Source organism: Ornithinibacillus scapharcae TW25, from assembly GCF_000190475.1.
GTDB lineage: Bacteria > Bacillota > Bacilli > Bacillales > Amphibacillaceae > Ornithinibacillus > Ornithinibacillus scapharcae.
This window is the reverse complement of record NZ_AEWH01000051.1, coordinates 39,866-59,419: the sequence shown is the minus strand read 5'-3', so window position 1 is coordinate 59,419 and position 19,554 is coordinate 39,866. Positions and strand designations below refer to the sequence as shown.

The following is a 19,554-nucleotide window of genomic DNA, read 5'->3' as shown; positions in this document are numbered from 1 at the left end:
TTTAAGAAAAATATTTATTAAATACAAAAAAGCCCAACTGAACATAAGCCAGGTGGGAGTACGAATTTATACATATTATTAAATGGAAAATTCTATTTAAAAAGTTGAAAGCCTTAGTTTAAGAAGAGAATAAATTACGACAAAACAAAAAGTAAAAGTAGTATATGAGATAAGGCACGATTATCCTGTGAAGGCACTACTCAAAATTGCCGGTATTCCAAGTCACACTTATTTAAAATTAATACTTTTAAGCGCCCAGATAAAGATTCAAAGTGGAAAAGGCTCATTAGTTCTATTTTTGAGAAGCATAAGGGCAGATATGGTTATCGTCGTATCCTCTTTTTTTCTTTAAAACTCACCATCCCTAAAGAATCTTTGACACAAAGGGAATCTGCCTAATTATATAACCTAACAAGAAGCAAAGTGGTATCGTGATCAGAATCGTAGCTAGAAATATGAAGGATGGTGGAAAGTGGATGACTTTCAATCCAGCCATAACAATAGCGATAATCGGTATATGAATGATATAAATCACGAAGGAATGGGCTGACAAGAAGCTCCAACCTTTTCCTTGATGAAAAACTCTTTTGCGAAAGAATATGATTAATCCGAGAATGACGCCAACACAAAATAGAGCTTCCCACAGAGAATAAACCAAAGATGTCCAGTTCCAGCCGCCAGAAAACTGTAATCCGTCTACCCCAAATATCAAGACTAAGGGAAGGAGAAGAATCGATGCTCCAATTGCAATTCCAAAACCCGCCCTCCCCATAGAATCAGGTGTATTTCGAAACCAATTGCGTTGATAAGCGATGATGCCCAAAATGAATAGCCCAACATATTGTGGGAGATCATAGCCGCTTGCTGTAAATAGTCCAACGAATGCTCGAACCTTGGGAGATCCGCCTGGCAAGTCGAGAGCAGGGACCCACAGTCTTATGATGAAATACGATACTGCTAATATCATGACAAAGATGGCAAGCATTGTGTAGGTGGGTGGCTTACTCTGACGAACTACTGATAGCTTATTTTTACTCATAAACTTCGCCCAAACTGCGTATAAACAAACGAATACGAAAAGTAGCTCGACGTACCACATAGGCCCGTAAGTTAAATGTGAAAAATAGGTTTGCCATGTAAATGGCTCTTGGTTAAGTATATAGGCTTCAATTGCTTGAGCTTGGCTAAGAATGAAAATATAGAAGATAAATGGGATTAGGAATCGGACAGATCTATCTTTGATAAACCGAGTTGCCCCATTTCTTTCAAAAGATGAAGGGACAAAGTAACCAGAAATAAGAAAAAATGTCCCATAAAGAAAGTCTGATTAAAAGCAAGGAATAGAAGGCCCATTACAACCCCAATAGACCCTTGTGTTAATACATCGTTATAGATGGAAAAGTACACCAAATGATGTAGCACAACCAACACTGTAAGAGCTCCTCTTAGGTTATCAATAAAGTATAATCGTTCTTCCTTTTGGGAAGACGAGCTCCCTATATGTCTTGAATTCATAATAATTCTTATGTTCCTCTCTATAAATATTTAAAAATATATTTCAACGGAGTATCCGCCAAACTGGACGGCTATGTATAAACCGTCCAATTTGCTCTATATTTAATTTTCTCTTTTAGTTGATCTGTCTATTTTCCAAGAGGCTAAACCTATGATCCCACCAACTATAATAAAAATAATGTCCATAACAATTTCAAATCCCTGAAACGCATTAATATAATTTACCAAAAACCAACTTTTTCCACCATTAGTCAAATGATTGATTAATCCGCCTACTCCCTGTATAACAAAAAGTAGACCAAGTCCACTGATTATTTCTTTCATGATGAACACCTCATTAATAATTTTTTAATTTAATATGCCTCTAAGACCGATATTGAAAAAAACCGCACCTACTACTCCTATCGCTACCAAGAGTGAGGAAATCGGAGCTTCATTTAATTTTGATTTAATTTTATTTAGAAATTGTTGCAGTCTCTCTTTAAATATAATATTAACCCCTAACAAAAGAAGAGAAGGAAGCACCATTACAAGATTGTAGCCAATTATAATAAAGATAGAAGAGGAAGACTCAATTGTTAGGTGATTCATTAACAAAATGGAATAAAAGTAAGGCAATGCAGTTACAAATTCAATTAGAAAAACAATGATACCTAATATGATCATCCCTTTCATCGTTGTTTTTTGAGGTATAAATGAAATTAAACGTTTTTTTGTAGTATCATTTGGTTTACAGAAGCTAATTAGAACAATAACTGCTCCAAAAAGGAGATAAAACCAATTGATAAAGTCAAATTCAGATAATTTTCCAATTCCTTTCAATAGTGAATCTCCACCAAAGTATAGTAATAAGCCCACTACGAAGTAGCCAAACTGCGTAATAAATAAAAAAACAAGCAAGCGAGATGATAATTGATCAGGCTGTGTCAATAATAAATAAGCTGTTACAGCAAGTACACCAGGACTTAATATATCAATTAATGCGCAAATAGAAATAATTAGCAAAGCTATCGATGTGTCTATTGATGAAGAAGGCATCAATGCTTCAATACTTTCGATCAAATATAGAGTCCCTCCTTTTTATATGTTATAATTTAAATAGCACAGTGTGTTAAAATTATAATAACACACTGTGTTAATAAAAGGAAGTGATTTTTTATGCCAAGGATTGTTAATCATGAAAAAAAGAGGAAGTCAATTGCTGAAGCCGCTTGGAATATAATTAAGAAAGAGGGAACAGAAAAAGCCTCCATAAGAAGAGTTGCGATTGAAGCAGGCATGTCTGCTGGAGCGTTAAGACATTACTTTTCAACTAAGGATGAAATGTTATTATTTATCATGGATTACTATCTGGAAGAAGGTAAAAAACGATCTCAAAGTAAAAGTTGGTCAGAAAATCCATTGCAAGCTGTCGAAGAGGTTTTATTGGAGCTTGTACCAATTGATGAAGAAAAGAAAATCGAAACGAGTGTTTGGTGGATTCTTGCACTTCAGTCACTTACAAGTGATACATTAAAAGAAAAGAAAGATGAAATGACTAACGGTACATATGAATTAGCAAATTCAATGATTGAGATATTAGTCCTAAAAGGGATTTTATCTGATTCAACTAATGTAAAATTAGAAAAAAGTAGGCTAGCGGCATTAATTGATGGATTGTCCATTCATGCTCTGTTAAGACCTGATGTCTACTCTCCAGAAAAGGTGAAGGAAGTAATCCGTTATCATTTAGAAACACTCTGTAATGAAAGTCAATTGAATTGATTTTGCAACCGTTAATCTTCATTTGTTTGCCGATTACATACAGTGATGGCATTGGCGTCAATATTCTTTGATGAGCCATTTACAATAACTATAGATTATTTTATACTTCTCTTTACTTTTGGAATTGCTCTACAGCTATATAAAAAGTATACAGGAACATTATGGATGAGCATTATCTACCATATTGTTTATCTTGAAGTGGCTAGATATATTTCCATGGGTGGTATGTTGAAAAGTGCGGTACGTTTGAATGCTATTGGAGGGAGATTTAATTGACTTTGATGCACGATAATTTAAAATCTAAAAATGAAGAAAAACTGCAAGAAGTAATGGTTGGAGAGCTAAAATCTCACAATGCACAAATTACGCTCCTTGACTATGATCCGAAATGGCCGAAGTTATTTGACCGAGAGGCTAAAAGAATTTATTCCATACTTGGTAAAAAGTACTTCAATTGGAGCACGTTGGATCAACTTCAGTGCCAGGTTTATGTGCTAAGCCAATTATTGATATTCTATTGGTTGTGAAGGATTCTGCTGACGAAAGTGCTTATGTTCCTGACTTGGAGGAAGCCGGCTACACTTTACGTATTCGAGAACCAGATTGGTTTCAACACCGACTTTTTAAAGGCCCCGATACAGATATTAATTTACACGTATTTAGTAAAGGCTCATCTGAGATAGACCGAATGTTGCGGTTTCGCAATTGGCTAAGAATTAACCATTCCGATCGAGATAAGTATGCAAACGTAAAGCGTAACTTAGCTCACCGTAAATGGAAACACGTCCAAGACTATGCGGATGCAAAAGGTTCAATAGTACAGGAAATTATGGAGAGAGCAAATGTGGTCGATGAGAAGAAGGGTTGAAACTTACAAATTCCTTTTATAAGGGTGAAGGTATTTAATAATATTACTTATCAGTAAGATAAGTTTGTAAAATAAAAAGTCCTGTTATCACGTCATAACAGGCAACTTGATTTTTCTACACTTATTAAGAAAATGGAAAAGGGTTAATTATAAGTCCTTTTCTACCAAATAATCCGAATACCCTAAAAAATAAGGATTTAAATGACATTGTTGATCGAAATTTTATTTCAAGCCAACAATAATGGTGCTTTTTAGAATAAATTAAAGGTAGTGATTGCTATGGTTGTTTTTCAAACCTACCACCCCCCGCCTCCCTTGTCGAATTTTATAAATATTTTTTGGTATTACAAAAGTTATAAGCCGCCTCATGAAATGGAACGCGTCCTTCCAGACGGCTCTATGGAATTAGTTATCAATCTAGAAGAGGACTTGATAAAGGTATACGATCAAAAGAATCAGGACCGATTCAAAAGTTTTCGTGGGAGCGTGATTTCTGGACCGCATTCAGATTTTACTGTTATCGACACAGCATGTCAAGCTTCCACAATAGGGATTCACTTTAAGCCAGGTGGTGCTTTTCCATTTCTTAATATATCAGCCAATGAATTATATAATAGGCACGTATCTCTAGAAACACTTTGGGGGGCAAAAGCGGTCGAAATGCGAGATCAGCTTCTTGAAGTTGAAATGCCAGCTGCCAAATTTAGAGTTCTTGAACATTACTTATTGGAGATGATAAATCAAGCCTCGGCTCTTCATCCAGCAGTTGTCTTCGCGTTAAAGAAATTTCAGGATTTCCCTTATCAGTTAAAAATTGCTGATGTGACTGATCAAATTAGTTTGAGTTCACGCCGTTTTATTCAGGTATTCAAGGAAGAAGTGGGAATGACACCCAAACAATTTTACCGCATCCAACGTTTTCAGAATGTACTTCAGCTCATTAATGATGGAGAGCAAATTGATTGGACAACATTTGCGTTAACTTGCGGTTATTATGATCAGGCCCATTTCATCCACGATTTTCATGCATTTTCTGGTCTTAGCCCAACAGTCTACCACATGAATCAAGAGAAACAACAAAATCACGTTCCACTTAAATAGGGTCATTTTTTTACAATACAATTCATTCCACCGTAATTTAGAATAAATTTGATGCAATCATTCCCAATATCTGACCTGTTTCTTTGGAATAATTGCATCCAAATTTAAATTCATTGGAGGAATATTTCATGACATCGAATACAAAAGGCATTCCAGCAGGATACCACACAGTGACACCGTACATGATTATCAAAGATGCAACAGCTGCCATTTCATTTTATAAAAAGGCATTTGGAGCTACTGAACAGATGCGTGTTACAGATAACAGCGGTAAAGTTCAGCATGCAGAAATCAAAATCGGTGATTCACCAATCATGATTGCTGATGAGTTTCCAGCATACCCGATTATGCAGAGCCCCCAGTCTCTTAAAGGAGCTGGGATGCATATTTTTCTCTATGTTGAGGACGCAGATGCACTTTTTGCACAAGCTATTGATGCAGGAGCAAAGGAACTGGAGCCCGTAGAAGATCATATTGAAGGCGATAGACGTGGAGGTGTAATGGATCCCTTTGGGCACATTTGGTGGATTGCAACACATATAAAGAATGTGCCGATTGAGGAAATACAATAGCACTTTGTAGGTTTTGTTAATCCTATTTGATGGGAATAAAACTACAACTTAATTTGAAGTGGGAATGCTGATTTAACAGCATTTAACCTTATATAAAACGGACATATTGATTAAAAATAGTATAGTTCCCTGCCAAAAACCCTGCCAATAAAAAATTTTGGCAGGGAACATTTTTAGTAGGAAAAATAGGGTATCGACTTATAAGAAATACAGCTTACTGTTTCTCGTGTTAATTTACTGACATAAAAATAAGATTCCCTTGGCCAGGAGAATCTTGCGGTATGAACGTACTTCATGAAAACTAGAAGTCTATATAAAAATTAGCTATATGACTCGTTTATTGAAAAAAATTTTAGAATATGTAAAGGTATCCTGTAAGGGGGATGAGAATTGATGGAGTTTATGTTTATGGTTGCTCGGTGGTCTCATGTTTTAGGGGGATTTTTGGCATTATGTGTGTTTTGGATTCCAATAGTTACGAAGAAAGGGAGAAAGACGCATCGACGTAGTGGTTGGGTATATGTGATTGCCATGAGCATTGTATCCATTTCAGCATTATATATGGGGATTTATCGCCTTGCTTGGGATCCGTCATTTCACGCAGAGGATGTTCCATTTTCTTGGTTTCTGATTTTTATTGCTATTTTAAGTGGAGGAGCAGCATGGTATGGCATACGAGTCCTTCGATATAAAAGACGCCGAAATACTCACAAGCATGTGATTGATTTGTTTTTTCCGATACTATTACTTACCTTTGGTATCGCAATTAGCATATACGGTTGGAAGATTGATTTTCCGTTATTGAAGTTTTTCCCTATTATAGGTGTGTTTTTGGGAGGAATCCAACTGCAATATTGGCTGTCTGCTCCAACCAGAAGATCTCATTGGATAGTGGAACATATAATAGGTATGCTATCATGCTGTATCGCAACCGTTACTGCATTTGCCGTCTTTGGTGCACCAAGACTTCTTCAAATTGAATCTGTCAGTTTAATTGTATGGGTCATTCCAATCCTTGTATTTGCTCCGCTTATTTTTGGATTTACCAACTATTATACTAACAAAATGGATGGAAAACGTTCTGCATCTTGAACGTGTGAAAAGAATACCAGCACTAATCAATGAATAAAATCTTTTATGTTCCTCGCGGAAAATAGGTGCGATTTTCCATATCTCATTTTTTAAAAAATAAGGTATGGGGAGAAACAAATGAATAATAATTAAGTTACCTATAAATTAGCAAATTCAATGAGTGAGATATTAGTTCTACAAGGAATTTTATCTGATTCAATTAATGTACAATTAGAGATAAGTAGGCTATCGGCATTAATTGATGGCTTGTTCATTCATGCCCTGTTAAGACCTGATGTTTACTCTCCAGAAAAGGTAAAAGAAGTAATCTGTTATCATTTAGAAACAATTATCTAGGTTACCTTGCCTACCTTATTCCCTTTAATAGGATCGCCAAATTATTGGCATTGGTCTACAGTATCCTGAAATTAGCTGAACCTCGCAGGCTACTTTTCGAAGATTTTTTAGAAACGAAAAACAAGAGGAAGAAAGATATTTTCCCCTCTTGTTTTATTTTCGAGACTTATTAGACAGCCCTTTGTGAGTGTTTTGTCAAAAATCATATTAAATGATCAAAGCTTTATTCTCTATTTTAATCTCTCTACCAATACATCTAAATTATTCCACGTTTGTGTGATTCCTTCCAACAATCCCATGTCCAAAACAGCTTGCAGGGAATCCGCTGAATCGAATTCAGAACGGCTGACCAATTTTGTTTGACTGCCTAAATCGATGAATTCCATCGTGACCTCTGGAGAAGGCATGGACTCATTGATATTGCCTTCTGCATCCGAAAAATAATCGTTATAAACAATCTTTTCTGGCTCAATAATGTCTTTATAAATGGTTTTGTTCCAAGATTCCATTCCATATTCTTCTTGATTCTTATCAACACATTTCATGCAATAGTGCCATACGCCTCCTGGGCGAAAGTCCATGTTGCAAACGGGCAGTTCCCAACCATCCGTACTCCACCAGCGCTTTAAATGCTCTGGTTCCTTAAATAGTTGAAATAGTTGATCACGTGGCATATCATAAACTCGTTCTAAAACAAGAAACCTTTCATTCTCTACTCTTGAAACCATTTTGTTATTTGGCATAATTTTTCCTCCTTATTTTTCACTTGTTCCTTTTTTGTTTGTTTTGCAATTCTTGGACATAGTCGTCCAAGTTGTCGAGTTTCCTTTCCATATCCTTTTGAAAGGAAGTCGCCCAATATTCTATTACTCGGAAGGGCTCAGACCGTAGCTTGTAATATCGACGATTAGCTTCTGGCTTCACTTCTACAATTCCATTGTCACTCAGCACTTTTAAATGCTTTGAAACATGCGGCTGGCTCAATTCCAACCGATTAGCAATATTGGGATTTTATGGGTATATATACAGGATAAAAATCAAGAAAAGCAAGCCTATATCTATGATATCGAACTTGATGAAGATCAACGTGGAAAAGGACTCGGTAAGGCAACAATGTTGGCTCTTGAAGAATATGCAAAATCAGAGAATATCAAACAGATACGATTACACGTTTTCGCTCATAATCAACGAGCCATAGCACTTTATAAAAAGATGGGATATGAAATGACAAACCATCAGATGCTCAAGCGACTACCCTAAACGTGGAAGATCCTTTTGTTGAGGGTTTAAAGCCTGCCAATTGAAGAATTATATAGTATTCAAAAAGAATTCGTTGACAAAGTGAGGTAAATCTAAAATTGACCGATATTATAAGAAAGCCGTGGCCAAGGAGAATTAGGAAATTATAAGCCTTGGCTGACGATCCAAGATGTTCCGTCCATAAAAAAGGGACAGTTACGATAAATAATCAGTAACTGTCCCTTTCCTTGACTTAATTATATCATGATTAATCAAAAAATTCAGTCTTTTTTAAAATTTTTTACCTGCTAGTATTAATCAAGCGGTGCAAACGCTTCGATGAGACATTTAGTATGGTAAGATAAGCTTTTTTGTTAAATGATTTATCTCGAATAGGAGGGAAGAAATGAGGAAATATGTGCTAGAGTTTCAAGAGATTGATAAATCGAGACAAATGGTGGTTGGGGGAAAAGGGGTAAACTTAGGGGAGTTATTGAAAATTCAAGGAATACAAGTGCCAGAAGGATTTTGTGTTACGACAGAAGCCTATCAAAAAGCCCTTGAACAAAACGTAGTCTTCCATGCATTGTTAGACCAACTGACAATGCTAAATGCAACAGATCGAGATAAAATTGGTAAAATCAGCAGAAGGATTCGACAAACCATTATCGAAACAGAAATTCCTTCTGATGTTGCAGGCACAGTTGTTTTTTATCTCTCCCAACTTGGCGATGAACATGCTTATGCAGTGCGTTCCAGTGCAACGGCTGAAGATTTACCTCATGCTTCTTTTGCCGGTCAGCAAGACACCTATTTAAATATCATTGGCAAAGAAGCAATATTGAAGCATATCAGCAAATGTTGGGCATCCTTATTTACGGATCGTGCTGTCATTTATCGCATTCAAAATGGATTCGACCATAGTCAAGTATATTTATCCGTTGTTATTCAAAGGATGTTTTTTCCACAGTCTTCAGGGATTGTATTTACCACTGATCCGATTACTTCTAACCGAAAGCTGCTATCCATCGATGCTAGCTTTGGACTTGGAGAAGCACTCGTCTCTGGCTTGGTATCTCCCGATTGTTATAAAGTGTGTGATGAGGAAATCATCGAGAAGAGAATTGCAACTAAAACATTGGCTATCTATGGACGAAAAGATAGCGGAACAGAGACACACGAGATCGATCCAGATCAGCAAAAGACTCAGACCTTGACTGACCAACAAATTTTGCAGCTGGCACGCATCGGCAGACAGATCGAAGCTTATTTCGGCCAGCCGCAAGATATCGAATGGTGTTTGGCCCAGGATACATTCTACATTGTCCAAAGTCGGCCCATCACGACTTTATACCCCATCCCAGAAGATAATGATAAGGAAAATCACGTCTATGTATCTGTTGGTCATCAACAAATGATGACCGACCCCATGAAACCATTAGGATTATCTTTTTGGCTGTTAACGACTCGTGCCCCAATGCGTACGCTGGCGGAAGGCTGTTTGTTGATGTAACACCTATGCTGGCTTCACATGCTAGCAGAGAAATGGTATTAAATAACCTAGGACAATCCGATCCGCTTATCAAAGACGCACTGATGACCGTCATTGAGCGAGGAGATTTTATAAAACCATTACCAAATGACAAAAAAGAACAGAGTGCCGTTAAAAGCAAAGAAGCTATACCGCCTGCGGGTTCTCAAGCACAACTCAAAATCGATCCGACAATCGTTTCTGATTTGATTCAGCGTAGTCAAACATCGATCGAGGCATTAAAACAAAATATCCAAACGAAATCAGGAGCGGATTTACTTAATTTTATCTTGGAAGATATCCAGCAATTAAAGGAAATGTTATCTGACCCACAAAGTATGGGTGTGATTATGGCGGCACAGGATGCTTCATCGTGGATTAATGAAAAAATGAGCGAATGGCTAGGTGAAAAAAACGCAGCAGATACGCTTGCTCAATCTGTACCGAACAATATTACTTCGGAAATGGGTCTGGCGCTATTGGATGTTGCCGATCTGATTCGTCCCTATCCGGAAGTGATCGAATATTTACAACATGTAAAAAATGATAACTTTTTGGATGAACTGGTTGAGTTTGAGGGGGGAAAGGAAACCCGAGACGCAATAATCGCTTTTCTTGACAAATACGGCATGCGATGTGCCGGAGAAATCGATATTACCAGAACCCGATGGAGCGAAAAACCAACTACACTTGTCCCATTGATTCTGGGTAACATCAAAAACTGTGAGCCTAATGAAAGCCTTCGGAAATTTGAGCAAGGACGGCGAGTCGCTTTAAAAAAAGAACAAGAGTTATTGGAGCGATTAAAGCTATTACCGGATGGTGAACAAAGAGCCAAAGAAACCAAACAAAGGATCGACTTCATCCGGAATTTCAGCGGGTTTAGGGAATATCCGAAATACGCCATGGTCAATCGCTACTTCGTTTATAAGCAGGCTTTGCTGACAGAAGCCGAACAACTCGTACAAGCAGGCGTGATTCACGAGAAAGAAGATATCTACTATCTCACTTTTGAAGAACTTCGCGAAGGCGTACTCACAAAAAAACTGGATGACCGAATCATCAGCAAACGAAAAGACGAGTATAAATTATTTGAAAAATTAACTCCGCCGCGTGTAATCACATCCGATGGTGAAATTATTGCAGGTCAGTACAAGCGAGAAAATCTCCCAGCTGATGCGCTTGTGGGTCTACCTGTGTCTTCCGGAGTTATAGAGGGGAAAGCACGTGTCATCTTAAACATGGAAGATGCTGATTTAGAAGATGGAGATATATTAGTTACCTCTTTTACTGATCCTAGTTGGACACCATTGTTTGTATCCATAAAAGGCCTAGTCACCGAAGTTGGTGGATTGATGACACATGGAGCAGTTATTGCACGTGAATACGGTTTGCCCTCAGTTGTCGGTGTAGAAAATGCCACCAAGCTGATCAAGGATGGACAAAGGATCAGAGTAAATGGAACTGAAGGGTATATCGAAATATTATAATTGCTAAATACCTTACAGTAAGAAAGATGTTTTAAGGATTTTTGTTCGACTATACCAGCTAATATCAGAAAAGACTAATCCATTAATGGGAGCGATTGTTGAACAACCTAATACGACTTTATTGTAACCATCTGTAGACTGTTATCAGCAATTGCCCCAAAAATTAAAAAGCTTTATTTTTACACCGTCCATATTTTTGGACGGTGTAATGCGTGTTTTCAGCTTCAAAATAAACAACTTTATTGTCATTATACATCAGGCTTTCGGACAGCAATAGAACGATTTAAGATAGAGCATTCGGCACAAGCCTTTCCATTAGCTTTATCTGCTAACCTAGCTTTATAACTTTTCCCTTTAATCCTTCCATCAAACAATCTTCCGGCCTTTCGGTGGTACATCATAGGGAGAAAGATCCATTTTTTCATAGCCCCACTCTTTTACTAAATGGGGAAATGTTAAAGCAAATGATTTTTTCAATTTTTTTACCTACTATAAACAAAGAGGGATTGAAAGCAATTCCTAACTTACAATCTCTTTTAATTATTCTTCCCTGAATTACTTTTTCACATTAGTTATCCTGGCTTATCTATACCTACTATTCTTACAGACGTATTGCCTCGCGTTTGTTCTTTAACGCTGTAACAGAGCCACCTTTTTCATTTTCATCAGTTACTTGTTCAATGTTGCCAGTCGAATTATTTTGATTGGGAGAATCGTCTTTTGCTTCGCTATCTTTTTTTGTTATCTATCTTGTTCGCTATATTATCAACTAAATTATTATTATCTCCGTCATTAGGAGAAGGCGCTTTGCTTCCACCAGAACCATCAGAGCGACCTTTATTATTCACGCCATCATCTATCTCTCTCCAGCTTCTTGTCATGAATCTGGAACATAGGTTACGAGCTCTCTTGTTGGCTATTTTCCGATGGTTTGCTTTTCGCCATTCTGTTGTCACTGAAGTTGTTTAAAAAATTGTTCAGCAAGCCCTAATTTAACTATGGGTCTACGGGTTGTTTTTGATCAAACAAATTTATTCTAAAGCTACAGTAAATAAACTAAATCATTTTTACTCGACAATCATCCAATTAGTATCTTTTTCTAACGTGAGTATATATTGCGAAAACTGTGTTACTTTTGTTGTTTCATCAATATATTTAACAGTAACCCATACTTTTATTTGATGATCTACTGTTTGGAATACTGGATGAACTAGCTCTGAAAATAGATAATCCTTACCAATCGGTGGTAAAGCATTATTTTTCACATAATAATCAAGTTCCTGTTTTGTTGCAGTCGGATAAAATGTAAAGAACGTCTCCAAAAACTCTGTCACTTCCTGCACAGTATCGGAATCAACTGTACCATTACTTTCAGGTTGTTGTGGCTCATAGTCTGATTTATTCGGTATGCTCCATAAGGTAGGGTTTTGTTTAATAACTAAGTTACCTATATTATCTTGATGTAGTATGATTCGATAGGTGGATCGGACCTTTTCGCTATTTTTATCTTCCGTAATTTTTTGATCTACCGAATAAACAACCGCATAGGTATTATCATTCTTTGGTGACACTGACCAGATATCAATACCACTCACACTGGAACTAGTAGGAATATCCGCTCTAACAGTATCGGTATTTAAAGCTTGTAATTCCTCTGTCAAATAGTGACTAATCTTTTCCGCTCGTTGTTCAATGGAATCTTTTTCGTTTTGCCAAGTGTAGTAGTCTTTCACAAAGTTTTTTGTAAAGCTCTCAATCGCATTCGTATCCATGATCTTGGTTTCAACGATTTCTCTTTCATGTATGGTATGCTGATCAATCGCCGTAAAGTTATTATAAATCCCAAATACAAGGCTTCCAATGAGAACTATCCATAAAATTATCACCGACTTTTTGCGTGGTCCAAGCGTTTTTCCTTTTATTTTTTTAGGTTTTGTTTTCATTTGTCGCTTTCCTTGCTTCTTAAATAATCCATTCATCTGAACCAACCCTTCTATTGTTTAATACGTCCAGCTCCAATTAAATGCTTTTGCCAGTATGAAGAAGTCACATCTGCATAACCGATTGGATCTCCAGCATTATACATCTGATTATTTCTAACATAGATACCAACGTGAGTGACATATGTGCCGGCGTTATAAGTGGAATGAAAGAACACTAAATCCCCTGGCTTTGCTTCAGATAAAGATATATGCTCGGTCGCGTCATACTGCTGCTGTGCTGTTCGGGGCAAGTTAATTCCTGCCTTTCGATAACTCCATTGCGTCAGTCCGCTACAATCAAATGAGGTTTTTGGATTATCTCCTCCAAAGACATAAGGGAATCCTTCATATTTTAAGGCCTCATTCATAACAACTTGAACCATTTGATCATCGAATTGGGGTGAAATAAAATATTGACTTACTAAATCGACATAAAACATATTGCCATAACGGTAACGCCAACCGCCATTTTTCTTTACGGCTATTGGGTTCGAGTAAGTAACTTTGCTGCCGCCTGAACGTTCTTTCGCAAAACTTTCGGCTAGTCCAAAGCTATATCGTGCTTCTCTTTTTGCAACGTAATCAATAAAAGCACCTCCATAGTTATAGGATTGGATGACTGTGTTACCATCGACACCTTTTGCTTCTGCGGAACGCAACAAATCTGCAAAGTATTTTGTTCCTTGTTTAATAGAAGCTTCGGTATCCAATGTATTAGGCGGTAATCCCAACGATTCACTGGCCTGCATTACGTCTGGCAATTTACCGCCGCTTTCCACTTCAATAATCGCGAGTAGAGTAGAGACATACTCACTAATTCCATATTCTTGTGCATACTTTTCTACCATTGGCTGGTGCTTTAACACATCGGCGGATACTGATATGCCACCTATATCATGAATGAAATCACCACCATCTGATGAGTGTTCTTCGTCTGATATAAAAATAGCTACAAATGCTAATAGCCCTAAAAAGGCAAGAAAACCTAATCCCCCAGCAATTAACATAACCTTTAATCTCATGACTTTCATTAGCGTTTCCTCCTAGTTGTATGGATTGGACGCTTACTAATTTGTTTCTGGTTTGTACGTTTCAACGGTTTAGAGGGACGCTTAATGATTTTCTGACTATTTTTTGATCGAGAACGTTCTTCATTGGGAGATTGGTTTTCTTTTTTAACAGGTTGTTTGGGATTATCTGTAAAATGCTCTTTTTGTCTGAACTCGATAACTGTCGTTGTAATTTGAATTGCTTCATATGCTCGCTTTTTGTGACAGGTCTTGTCTTTTCTTTTTGTTGAACAGTTGGGTTCTTTAATCTATCTTGATGTGCAGATTCATTGACATCATGCGTGACTGGTCGTTCATAACTAGCAGTCTTTCGAGATGGGAAACGTTTTTTAGCCAATGCTTGCCGCCTATCTGCAATGGTTTGACGATGTTTTGCTTGACGGTCTGCATGTGTTTTTGTCTCTTTTCCTTTGCTTGCTTCATACCTTCTTTAAAATCACGGGCAGGTTTTGTAAGCTGTTCTTTTCCTTGCATCACCGCATATTGAGCAGTAGTAGGCAAATCATGCAGTTGTTCTTTACGATGATCTATATTTGCACGGAAATGACTTTTCGCACTAAGCATTTTTCCTGTGACTTGACCTACTTTATGACTTAAAGATGTTAATTTCATGCGATCAGTTGGCCGTTGTTTGTTATTTTTTGTAGTCGATGTTAACCGTAGCAATGGACGTAGGGGAGAGGATGAACCCTTTGTTTTCTTTGATTTTCCAACCATTGCCCCGACCGTTGCTCCTGCTGTTGCCCCTGCAAGGGTGCGCCCGATTGTTCGCTGTAATCGACGGCTGCCACGATTGAACATTCGGTAGGGACGACGCATGACTTGACGTCCGACTTGTTGCGAATCATTACTTTGCAGTTTAAACATGCTCATAATGTCACCGAGTTTCATGTAAATGCCTGCAAATGTCACGATCTGCAAAAAGGCAATCAAAAAAAACGGATAACTCGTTGTTAAGCTGTAAAGCATGGATGAAATGCTAAAGGCAATTGTAATAATCAATGTAATTCCAGCCCGAAGCATAATCACATTAAACAATTTCATAATCGCCTGTTTTCCCATGTTTTCAAAAGTCGGTATCATGGAAAGTAAAAAACTAATGGGCAGAAACATCGCATAGATAATAAACAGAATTTGCGAGAAAATCATAGTTCCCGATAGAAGAAATACGAAAATGGAAATCCCGATATTGAATAGAAATAAAAAGAAGACCATTCCTAAACGTGTGGTGGTCTTCGTAATGGTTAAGTTTTTATTGTCATGATCTTCAATTTCTGTTTTTACAGCATCTTCCCGATCTTTTCCGTTATTCGTATCAGGATTAATAGAAACTAGAGCTTCGACACGTTCTTCACCAATCGTTTCTTTATCCGAATCATCAAATTGTAATAGCATTCAAGGTTGCTCCACTTGAAAAGAAAAAGGTTATTCCGTATCATATCGACACTATCTTTTCCTTGGCTACTCGAATTCGGCATCAAGATTTTTGTTCCTAAGTCCAAACTTGCTTGACTAATATCGGCAGAAAAATCATTGATCTTAGCAATATACGTTGGTGCATAGGCGATAAAGGAAGCCGACAAAATAAACACGACTAAAAAGTTTAGAATCGCCCGAATCGCTTTTGTTGTTTCCCGTTTCATTAAGCCTGTATAGGCCACGTAAATACCAATGACTAAAATAAACAGAAGCAAGAAACCAACATAAAAACCTGAACTACTAAACCCACTTGCAGTAATCCCAGCTAATGTTTGCATGTTTTTCCCGATAGCGTCTGCCGTTTGTGAAATGAAATCGAGTGAATAAGCTTGTTGGATTAAATAGCCTGTTGCATTAGATAAGTACAAGCTAATAATCCAGATAAAATTTGTAATCGTATAGAGCCCATACATGACTTGTTTTCCAATTCCATCGTTCCAGTTCCATGGTAACCAATCCCAATCAGTGTCCACATAAAAATCAAGTTGGTAATGGTCGAGTGGGTATTTAGAATAAAGATTGTCTTCCGATACCGTATCATCTACTAATCCAGCCGCTTGAGCGAATGTTCCAAGTAAAAGAAGACATAGAAAAACGGCGGCACCAATGAGTACCGCCGTTAGGATGATCTTTTTCCATTTTTGTTTGTTCATATTCTCACCGCCTTTCTTTCTCTTTTACAGGTGGTCGAGTATCGAAAGCATGGAATAAATCTTCAAAGACAGGATGGACTTGAATAATTCCAACACGTCCATATAAATCCTGCATCAGACATTGTCCATTTTCAAGTTCCCGTAGTCGCCTTTGATTCGCTTCATCTTCCGAATCTACTCCAAAGAATTGAAGTGTTTTCTTAATTTCTGTTATATCTCTGGAACGGAAAGCAAACTTCACACCGATATTATTTTTTAATTTTTCGTCGGTTAGATCATCTGCATTCTGGGTAACAAAGTAGACACCAGCATTCATGGCACGTCCTGCACGAACCAATTTATTAGAAAGTGTTTTCCCTTGTGCAACTTGCAGGAAGGACCAGGCTTCATCCAAATCGACGATTTTAAAAATACTGCGATCCGAATGAATAAAATCTAACGCAAAAGTAGAAATGACAATCAACATGGCAACACTTAATAATTCCATCGTTGTATATTCCTCAAAACTTGTTTCTGCGTCTGGTAACACTAAATCCGCCACTTGAATCATATTCAACTGTTTTTCTAAACTAATCGAATTTTTCACCGTTCCATCTGAAAACAGAAGGTGGGCAAAGTCATAATCGGTAAAACTTTCGATATGGTCAGCGATGGGGCCAGCTAATGGATTGGGATCACTTCTTAATTCATGAATCACAAGGAGTAAACCACGTTCCTCTTGTTGACCAACAGCTCGTATCGCTCGTCGTAATACAGGGAATTTATCTCCATCCCGACTTGATATTCCTGTGAGAAAGGTAAGAATATCAATCGCAAGACTTTCTGAATCCTTTTTCTTTTTCATGATGACAAAAGGATCAAGTAGTCCTTTATTGCTTTCTTCACTCGTTAAATTAACAATATTTATTTCATGAGCAATTTCGGGCAATGTTTCTTTCCATTTTCCTCGTTCTGCCTTTGATCAACAATAAGTACTTGACCACCATAGAGAACCGCATAATAGACAAGTAGATTATTGGAAAAAGATTTACCTCCACCAAGTGAGCCTAAGAAAGCAGAAGCTAAGGCGTTCGTGACCGAACCTTTGACGCCTTGACTAGCAAGGCTAGGGTTGAGATATACATTTCTTCCCGTGTCCAAGTTGTAGCCAAAATATATACCTTCTGTTTCTCCAAGCATTTGTGTTGCTCCAAATCCGAGACCTGCTAAAAAGTCAGAAGTCACGTATTGGATATAATCATTCATATACCGTTTACTGGATGGGATAAATTCACTGTGTAAACCAATCTTATCTCCAAATGGACGAACAAGTTTTACATTCAAATCATCGTAAAAATCTTTGACCTCATTACAACGCTGTTTGAGTTCATCCAAGTTAGGGGCAGATACTCGAATGACATAGCTTAACTTATACATTGATTCTTTACTTTGGTCGAGCACATCTTCTAATTCATTGACCTGTTCCAATGCGTCGATAACATTACTGCCCGTTTCGTTATCGGATTCCCAGGCATGATTATCCAAGTCTTTCAATTCCTTCTTCTTATTCCGAACGGTAGATAATGCTTTTTTATTCGTTACAATTTCTACGTTCATGGAAGTATCAATTGGAAAATCAAATTGTTGTTGTTGATAATAAAAGATTTCATCTGACGGAAATTCAAGGTCACCGACAATGGAATTAATCGTAAAGTAGGCCACATACGTGATTTGTTCTTCCTGTTCAATTTTTAAATAACGTTGATTTTCCTCAATTAAACAACGAGTCGGTTTAATCAGGTCATAACGCTTCACTAAAGTTTCCTTTTTTAATTTCCTTAGAGGTAGGGCATAGTCATATTCGTCATAAGCAATTCCAGTTTGACCGTGAAGATGTTCAATTAGATAACCAAAGTCATTTTTATCTAATGGCCGGACCTTAAAACGCCTAGATATTTTGTTTTGTAATAACGATTCCATTTTAGAAAAACGTCTAATTTCATCATGGGGCATAGAGACAAAATCCCCCATCAGATGATGGTTTACGTCACGGATAAAAGAAGATAGGGAAGAAGTCACTGACTTTCCCATCGATTTTATATTTATTTCTTCTTCATTCAGCAACAGTTTAAAACCGATAAAGAAACGATAGTCTACTTGATGTTCACCAATCATGGAAACAAGCGCTTCTGTTTGGTCGTCAATGCGCTCATAAGCAACCTCTTGTAATCGTCCTGTCACCAACTCTTTACTTCGTTCCTGTGCTGATCGGATACTGCTTGCGGTACTAATCTGTAAAGCATGAATTTTACCGTCCTGATTTTGCGCAATCAACTGACGGAAGTGATCATGTACCTGCATTTTTTCTTCTGGTGAGAGAAATGAATAGTTATAGGGAAGTAATTCATAGTAGGCAAAACATTCCCCATGATGGTTAAAGACAAGATTATTTTCCATGTATTTAATCGGATAACGCATCCAATTCACTCCTTACAGCTGTCATGTTTTCATTTATTTTCACACGTTGTAGTTTGACGGGTTTACCTGCATAGGTGATTTTGGTCCGGAACAAATAAGTCAATACAGACTTTAGAAAGCTATACGGTTTTTTGCCATCAAACGTTTTCTGGCTCATAAACCATGTCAAACCAACTGGAATTCCGACATATTTTAATAATGCCCCATCAATCAAAGAAAGTGGAGGAAGATTTCCTAACAACATGACGACTAAGAGTGAAAGTACAAACCATGACATTTGATTGAATGTTACGGGAAAAGGTAAACGAAAATCATTAATGGCATAAATCACTTTTTCGACTGACCAAATACGAGTATAACTTTTTAGTTTTTTCATATAAAATCACCCTTTCGTACATAGAAAAA

At 37.3% G+C, this 19,554-nt stretch carries 16 protein-coding genes and 5 pseudogenes; 9 read left to right on the top strand and 12 right to left on the bottom strand.

Going from position 1 to position 19,554, the window contains the following annotated elements:
• Window positions 1-364: 364 nt before the first annotated feature.
• From G5W_RS23370 to G5W_RS0113765, 4 genes are all read right to left on the bottom strand, one after another.
• Window positions 365-1,297, bottom strand: coding sequence for an acyltransferase family protein (locus G5W_RS23370; protein WP_237706223.1), 933 nt, complete (start codon window positions 1,295-1,297; stop codon window positions 365-367).
• Complete coding sequence (locus tag G5W_RS24335; protein ID WP_010097535.1) at window positions 1,216-1,431, bottom strand: hypothetical protein; 216 nt, start codon at window positions 1,429-1,431, stop codon at window positions 1,216-1,218. The genes G5W_RS23370 and G5W_RS24335 overlap by 82 nt, the downstream gene beginning before the upstream one ends.
• A gap of 186 nt (window positions 1,432-1,617) precedes the next feature.
• Window positions 1,618-1,839, bottom strand: a complete 222-nt coding sequence (locus G5W_RS0113770; protein ID WP_010097533.1) for a hypothetical protein — start codon at window positions 1,837-1,839, stop codon at window positions 1,618-1,620.
• A gap of 24 nt (window positions 1,840-1,863) precedes the next feature.
• Complete coding sequence (locus tag G5W_RS0113765) at window positions 1,864-2,577, bottom strand: GAP family protein (RefSeq protein WP_010097531.1); 714 nt, start codon at window positions 2,575-2,577, stop codon at window positions 1,864-1,866.
• A gap of 96 nt (window positions 2,578-2,673) precedes the next feature.
• On the opposite strand from G5W_RS0113765, the gene G5W_RS0113760 reads away from it, so the two are divergent.
• From G5W_RS0113760 to G5W_RS23365, 6 genes and pseudogenes are all read left to right on the top strand, one after another.
• Entirely contained in the window at window positions 2,674-3,279 is a 606-nt protein-coding gene (locus tag G5W_RS0113760; protein ID WP_010097529.1) for a TetR/AcrR family transcriptional regulator, read from the top strand.
• Window positions 3,280-3,560: 281 nt separating this feature from the next.
• A pseudogene (locus G5W_RS22315) lies at window positions 3,561-4,147 on the top strand (GrpB family protein).
• 279 nt (window positions 4,148-4,426) lie between these two features.
• The gene (locus tag G5W_RS0113745; protein ID WP_010097527.1) at window positions 4,427-5,248 is read left to right on the top strand and encodes a helix-turn-helix domain-containing protein; all 822 of its coding nucleotides are present in this window, start codon (window positions 4,427-4,429) and stop codon (window positions 5,246-5,248) included.
• A 128-nt stretch (window positions 5,249-5,376) separates the two neighbouring features.
• Window positions 5,377-5,820 carry a VOC family protein gene (locus tag G5W_RS0113740; RefSeq protein WP_010097526.1) on the top strand — a complete coding sequence of 148 codons (444 nt, stop codon included), beginning with the start codon at window positions 5,377-5,379 and terminating at the stop codon, window positions 5,818-5,820.
• Window positions 5,821-6,213: 393 nt separating this feature from the next.
• A complete protein-coding gene (locus G5W_RS0113735) occupies window positions 6,214-6,912 on the top strand; it encodes a DUF2306 domain-containing protein (RefSeq protein ID WP_010097524.1) in 699 nt (232 codons plus the stop codon).
• 156 nt (window positions 6,913-7,068) lie between these two features.
• On the top strand, window positions 7,069-7,248 hold the full coding sequence (locus G5W_RS23365; protein ID WP_010097522.1) for a TetR family transcriptional regulator C-terminal domain-containing protein: 180 nt from the start codon (window positions 7,069-7,071) through the stop codon (window positions 7,246-7,248).
• A 230-nt stretch (window positions 7,249-7,478) separates the two neighbouring features.
• Here G5W_RS23365 and G5W_RS0113730 read toward each other — a convergent pair whose 3' ends face one another.
• Window positions 7,479-7,991 (bottom strand): SRPBCC family protein, encoded by a 513-nt coding sequence (locus G5W_RS0113730; protein ID WP_010097521.1) that lies wholly within the window; start codon window positions 7,989-7,991, stop codon window positions 7,479-7,481.
• Between the two features lie 19 nt (window positions 7,992-8,010).
• Window positions 8,011-8,250: pseudogene (locus tag G5W_RS23360) on the bottom strand (ArsR family transcriptional regulator); the annotation flags it as partial.
• Between G5W_RS23360 and G5W_RS21185 the strand changes: the two are divergent.
• Window positions 8,218-8,508 (top strand): GNAT family N-acetyltransferase, encoded by a 291-nt coding sequence (locus G5W_RS21185; RefSeq protein WP_010097519.1) that lies wholly within the window; start codon window positions 8,218-8,220, stop codon window positions 8,506-8,508. The pseudogene G5W_RS23360 and the gene G5W_RS21185 sit on opposite strands and share 33 nt — an antisense overlap.
• 385 nt (window positions 8,509-8,893) lie before the next feature.
• Window positions 8,894-11,508 (top strand): annotated as a pseudogene (ppsA, locus tag G5W_RS22310) (phosphoenolpyruvate synthase).
• A 248-nt stretch (window positions 11,509-11,756) separates the two neighbouring features.
• On the opposite strand, the gene G5W_RS23810 reads toward ppsA, so the two are convergent.
• The gene (locus G5W_RS23810) at window positions 11,757-11,933 is read right to left on the bottom strand and encodes a hypothetical protein (protein ID WP_010097518.1); all 177 of its coding nucleotides are present in this window, start codon (window positions 11,931-11,933) and stop codon (window positions 11,757-11,759) included.
• Between the two features lie 295 nt (window positions 11,934-12,228).
• Here G5W_RS23810 and G5W_RS23805 point away from each other — a divergent pair, with 295 nt between their 5' ends.
• Window positions 12,229-12,477, top strand: a complete 249-nt coding sequence (locus tag G5W_RS23805; protein ID WP_157998052.1) for a hypothetical protein — start codon at window positions 12,229-12,231, stop codon at window positions 12,475-12,477.
• A 98-nt stretch (window positions 12,478-12,575) separates the two neighbouring features.
• On the opposite strand, the gene G5W_RS0113705 is transcribed toward G5W_RS23805, so the two are convergent.
• From G5W_RS0113705 to G5W_RS0113685, 5 genes and pseudogenes are all read right to left on the bottom strand, one after another.
• On the bottom strand, window positions 12,576-13,487 hold the full coding sequence (locus G5W_RS0113705) for a conjugal transfer protein (RefSeq protein ID WP_010097516.1): 912 nt from the start codon (window positions 13,485-13,487) through the stop codon (window positions 12,576-12,578).
• Between the two features lie 14 nt (window positions 13,488-13,501).
• On the bottom strand, window positions 13,502-14,512 hold the full coding sequence (locus tag G5W_RS0113700; protein ID WP_029191135.1) for a bifunctional lytic transglycosylase/C40 family peptidase: 1,011 nt from the start codon (window positions 14,510-14,512) through the stop codon (window positions 13,502-13,504).
• 70 nt (window positions 14,513-14,582) lie between these two features.
• Window positions 14,583-16,692, bottom strand: a pseudogene (locus G5W_RS22305) (CD3337/EF1877 family mobilome membrane protein).
• A gap of 4 nt (window positions 16,693-16,696) precedes the next feature.
• Window positions 16,697-19,149, bottom strand: a pseudogene (tcpF, locus tag G5W_RS22300) (conjugal transfer ATPase TcpF).
• A complete protein-coding gene (locus G5W_RS0113685) occupies window positions 19,133-19,525 on the bottom strand; it encodes a conjugal transfer protein (RefSeq protein ID WP_010097511.1) in 393 nt (130 codons plus the stop codon). Before G5W_RS0113685 ends, tcpF begins: the two are co-directional and overlap by 17 nt.
• Window positions 19,526-19,554 lie beyond the last annotated feature (29 nt).

Excerpts from the sequence above, each read along its gene's own strand:
- G5W_RS0113770 (WP_010097533.1), bottom strand. The coding sequence starts at position 1,839 with ATGAAAGAAATAATCAGTGGACTTGGTCTACTTTTTGTTATACAGGGA.
- G5W_RS0113760 (WP_010097529.1), top strand. The coding sequence starts at position 2,674 with ATGCCAAGGATTGTTAATCATGAAAAAAAGAGGAAGTCAATTGCTGAA.
- G5W_RS0113745 (WP_010097527.1), top strand. The coding sequence starts at position 4,427 with ATGGTTGTTTTTCAAACCTACCACCCCCCGCCTCCCTTGTCGAATTTT.
- G5W_RS0113740 (WP_010097526.1), top strand. The coding sequence starts at position 5,377 with ATGACATCGAATACAAAAGGCATTCCAGCAGGATACCACACAGTGACA.
- G5W_RS0113735 (WP_010097524.1), top strand. The coding sequence starts at position 6,214 with ATGGAGTTTATGTTTATGGTTGCTCGGTGGTCTCATGTTTTAGGGGGA.
- G5W_RS23365 (WP_010097522.1), top strand. The coding sequence starts at position 7,069 with ATGAGTGAGATATTAGTTCTACAAGGAATTTTATCTGATTCAATTAAT.
- G5W_RS0113730 (WP_010097521.1), bottom strand. The coding sequence starts at position 7,991 with ATGCCAAATAACAAAATGGTTTCAAGAGTAGAGAATGAAAGGTTTCTT.
- G5W_RS21185 (WP_010097519.1), top strand. The coding sequence starts at position 8,218 with ATGCGGCTGGCTCAATTCCAACCGATTAGCAATATTGGGATTTTATGG.
- G5W_RS23810 (WP_010097518.1), bottom strand. The coding sequence starts at position 11,933 with ATGAAAAAATGGATCTTTCTCCCTATGATGTACCACCGAAAGGCCGGA.
- G5W_RS0113705 (WP_010097516.1), bottom strand. The coding sequence starts at position 13,487 with ATGAATGGATTATTTAAGAAGCAAGGAAAGCGACAAATGAAAACAAAA.
- G5W_RS0113700 (WP_029191135.1), bottom strand. The coding sequence starts at position 14,512 with ATGAGATTAAAGGTTATGTTAATTGCTGGGGGATTAGGTTTTCTTGCC.
- G5W_RS0113685 (WP_010097511.1), bottom strand. The coding sequence starts at position 19,525 with ATGAAAAAACTAAAAAGTTATACTCGTATTTGGTCAGTCGAAAAAGTG.